This is a genomic window from Rhodococcus sp. EPR-147, assembly GCF_001647185.1.
Lineage (GTDB): Bacteria > Actinomycetota > Actinomycetes > Mycobacteriales > Mycobacteriaceae > Rhodococcoides.
This window is the reverse complement of record NZ_LVCU01000036.1, coordinates 1-2,986: the sequence shown is the minus strand read 5'-3', so window position 1 is coordinate 2,986 and position 2,986 is coordinate 1. Positions and strand designations below refer to the sequence as shown.

The 2,986-nt window shown below is 65.7% G+C and carries 3 protein-coding genes and 1 pseudogene; all 4 read left to right on the top strand.

What is annotated here, in order from left to right:
- The first annotated feature begins 234 nt into the window (after positions 1 to 234).
- Positions 235 to 1,071, top strand: a complete 837-nt coding sequence (locus tag A2J02_RS01335) for a biotin--[acetyl-CoA-carboxylase] ligase (RefSeq protein ID WP_068045756.1) — start codon at positions 235 to 237, stop codon at positions 1,069 to 1,071.
- A gap of 47 nt (positions 1,072 to 1,118) precedes the next feature.
- A complete protein-coding gene (locus A2J02_RS01330; RefSeq protein WP_068045754.1) occupies positions 1,119 to 1,718 on the top strand; it encodes a PH domain-containing protein in 600 nt (199 codons plus the stop codon).
- 39 nt (positions 1,719 to 1,757) lie between these two features.
- Positions 1,758 to 2,438 carry a response regulator transcription factor gene (locus tag A2J02_RS01325; RefSeq protein WP_037190266.1) on the top strand — a complete coding sequence of 227 codons (681 nt, stop codon included), beginning with the start codon at positions 1,758 to 1,760 and terminating at the stop codon, positions 2,436 to 2,438.
- A gap of 6 nt (positions 2,439 to 2,444) precedes the next feature.
- Positions 2,445 to 2,986 (top strand): annotated as a pseudogene (locus tag A2J02_RS01320) (sensor histidine kinase); the annotation flags it as partial.

The following is a 2,986-nucleotide window of genomic DNA, read 5'->3' as shown; positions in this document are numbered from 1 at the left end:
CTTGTCCACCGCTGCCTCACCGGACGGAATCTCCGCAACCGCGAGACGTTTACGAAGATCGGCCAATTTACCCGCAGTGGTATGGATATCGGGGGCTTCGGCCGACCCGTGTGCAGTGGAATCCTGGACGCTGGTCATGGGGAACCACTTTAACTGCGAGTGTGATCTGCGCCCCGACCGAGGGTGGTCGGCGACAGGCCGTCGGCCTGTCGGCGAGCCCATATGCTGGTGCGCATGTGGACAAACCTCGATCGGCCACCACTGGACGTCCGCGCGCTTCGTCGGGCACTGGTGGACGGCCCGCAGGCCTCGTGGTCCCGGCTGGACGTGGTGGCGGAGACCGGTTCGACCAATGCCGACCTGATCGCGGGGGTCGCGAATTACGCAGACCGGACGGCATTGATCGCCGAACACCAGGACAGCGGACGTGGCAGGCATGCGCGACCGTTCTCCGGCGCGCCTCGGTCGCAGATCCTCGTGTCGATGCTGCTGAAGTTCCCGGGAATCGATCCCGCCGTGCTCGGGTGGGTGTCGCTCATGACCGGAATCGCTCTGGTCGACGCGTTGCGCACCGTCGGTGAAGTGGACGCTCGGCTGAAATGGCCCAACGACGTCCTCATCGGAGGCAAGAAGGTCTCGGGCATCCTGGCCGAGGTCGCCGCGCACGGACCGTCGCCCACTGTCGTCATCGGGCTCGGGGTGAACGTGACGATGACCGTCGACGAGTTGCCGGTACCCACGGCGACGTCATTGGCGCTGGAGGGGGCCGCGGTTCTCGACCGCGACACGTTGGTTCGGGCGATTCTGCGGGGGATGGCCGCCGAGGTGGACTCGTGGCGGGACTCGAACTGGAACACCGACGACCTCGCCCACCGGTACCGGGAGAGGTGCGGCACGATCGGGCAGCGTGTGCGAGTCGATCTGCCCGGCGGCGACGAGAAGGTCGGAACCGCGGTCGACGTCGACGAGCACGGCCGGATCGTGATCGAGGTCGAGCACCCCGGGTCCGATCACCCGTCGGTGCTGGCCGTGGCCGCCGGTGATGTCACTCATCTGCGACCTCTCGCGTGAGACCATATCGACTCGACGGAAGTCGTAGCGAGTAGTCAGGAGTGCACGTGGGTTATCCACAGGACGCGTTGGCCGACGAGGAAGAGCTCCTGCTTCATCATCACCCCCACTGGAAGATGCTCGTCCTGCCGTCGGTCACGTTCGTTCTCGTCACGGGCCTGGCAGGCGTCGGGCTGGGGGCCGCGAGTGCACGCCTCGAATCGACCGCTGCGAACGCCGCCATGATCGCCACAGCGGTGCTGTGGGCGGCGATCGTCGTGTGGCGGTGCCTGGTGCCACTGATCAGCTGGAAGTGCACGCATTTCATCGTCACCGATCGACGAGTGTTGATCAGACAAGGCGTGCTCACACACTCCGGCATCGACATTCCGATGAGCCGAATCAGCAATGTGCAGTTTCGACACGGACTGATTGACCGGATGTTGCGGACCGGCACGCTGATCATCGCCTCGGCATCGGACGACCCACTCGAGTTCGACGACATTCCGCACGTGCAACGCGTCCATTCGCTGCTCTACCAGCAAGTATTCGACTCGATGGAGTACCGTCGCGAACCCGTGCACGGCCGGGAAGCGGCGTTCGAGCCGACACCCGAGGATTCGGCCGGCGAGTCCAAGCCCGGTTGGCGAGCCGGTAAACGCAGGTAACACAGGCTGTTCTCACCTTCGAACCGTAGGGTGACCGATGTGACCGACGTGCTGCTTGCCGAAGACGACGAAGCCATTGCTGCACCCCTGTCCCGAGCGCTCGGGCGCGAGGGCTACACGGTGACCGTCGAACAGACCGGCCCCGCCACCCTTCAGCGTGCGCTGGACGGAAAATTCGACCTGTTGATACTCGACCTCGGCCTGCCGGGGATGGACGGCCTCGAAGTGTGTCGGCAGGTGCGTGCCAACCGATCCGAGGTTGCCGTACTCATGCTCACCGCACGCACCGACGAGGTCGACTTCGTGGTCGGTCTCGACGCCGGCGCCGACGACTACGTCGGTAAGCCCTTCCGGCTCGCCGAGCTCATGGCCCGCGTACGGGCGTTGCTCCGCCGCCGTGGTGCCGGGGAGGATTCCCCGATCGAGGTCGGTGCGATTCGTCTCGAGCCCGCTGCCCGACGCGTCCTGGTCGGTGGCACCGAGATATCTCTCGCCAACAAGGAATACGAGCTGCTCAAGGTCCTGCTCGACCATGCGGGCCAGGTCGTCTCTCGCGAAGTGATCCTGCGTGAGGTCTGGGGCGACGCAGAGTTGCGCGGATCGAAGACTCTGGACATGCACATGTCCTGGCTGCGTCGCAAGATCGGCGACGAAGGGCCGGTGGCCGAGCGTCGCATCGCCACGGTGCGCGGCGTCGGCTTCCGTATCAACAGCGACTAGCGGTCGATGCGGCGTCGAATTCTGGTCTCGATTCTCGCCGTCGTCGTGATGACGGCGTTGCTGCTCGGTTTGCCCCTGATGTACACCGCGTGGTTGTGGGTGGAGGATTTCACCCGCAACGACCTGCAGGCACGCCTGGATCGAATGGCAGCGGAGATCATCTCGCAGGAAGGGTCCGCGGGGCTGATCGAGGGTCAACTCGACATCGGCTCGCTCCGGTTGGCGATCCCGCAGGGCGGCCGGCTCGTGGTCATCTATCCGACTCCGGAGGATGCCGCCTCGCGCGCGGACATCGGGCAGTCGTCCGTGCCTCGCCCGCTGGTGGAATCGCTGTCGATGGGTACCTCGGGTTCGCTTCGCCTCGAAGTGCCGTCCGACGACATGCGGTCCCTTCAGCGCCAAGCGCTGGGAGCGGTGACGCTCGTCGTTCTCGCATCTGCGATGGCAGGCACCGTCGTGGCCGTCGTGACGGCCAAGCGCCTGGCCGACCCGCTGCAGGATGTGGCGCGGCGAGCTGCTCGCCTGGCCGAAGGCGACTTCAGGCCGGA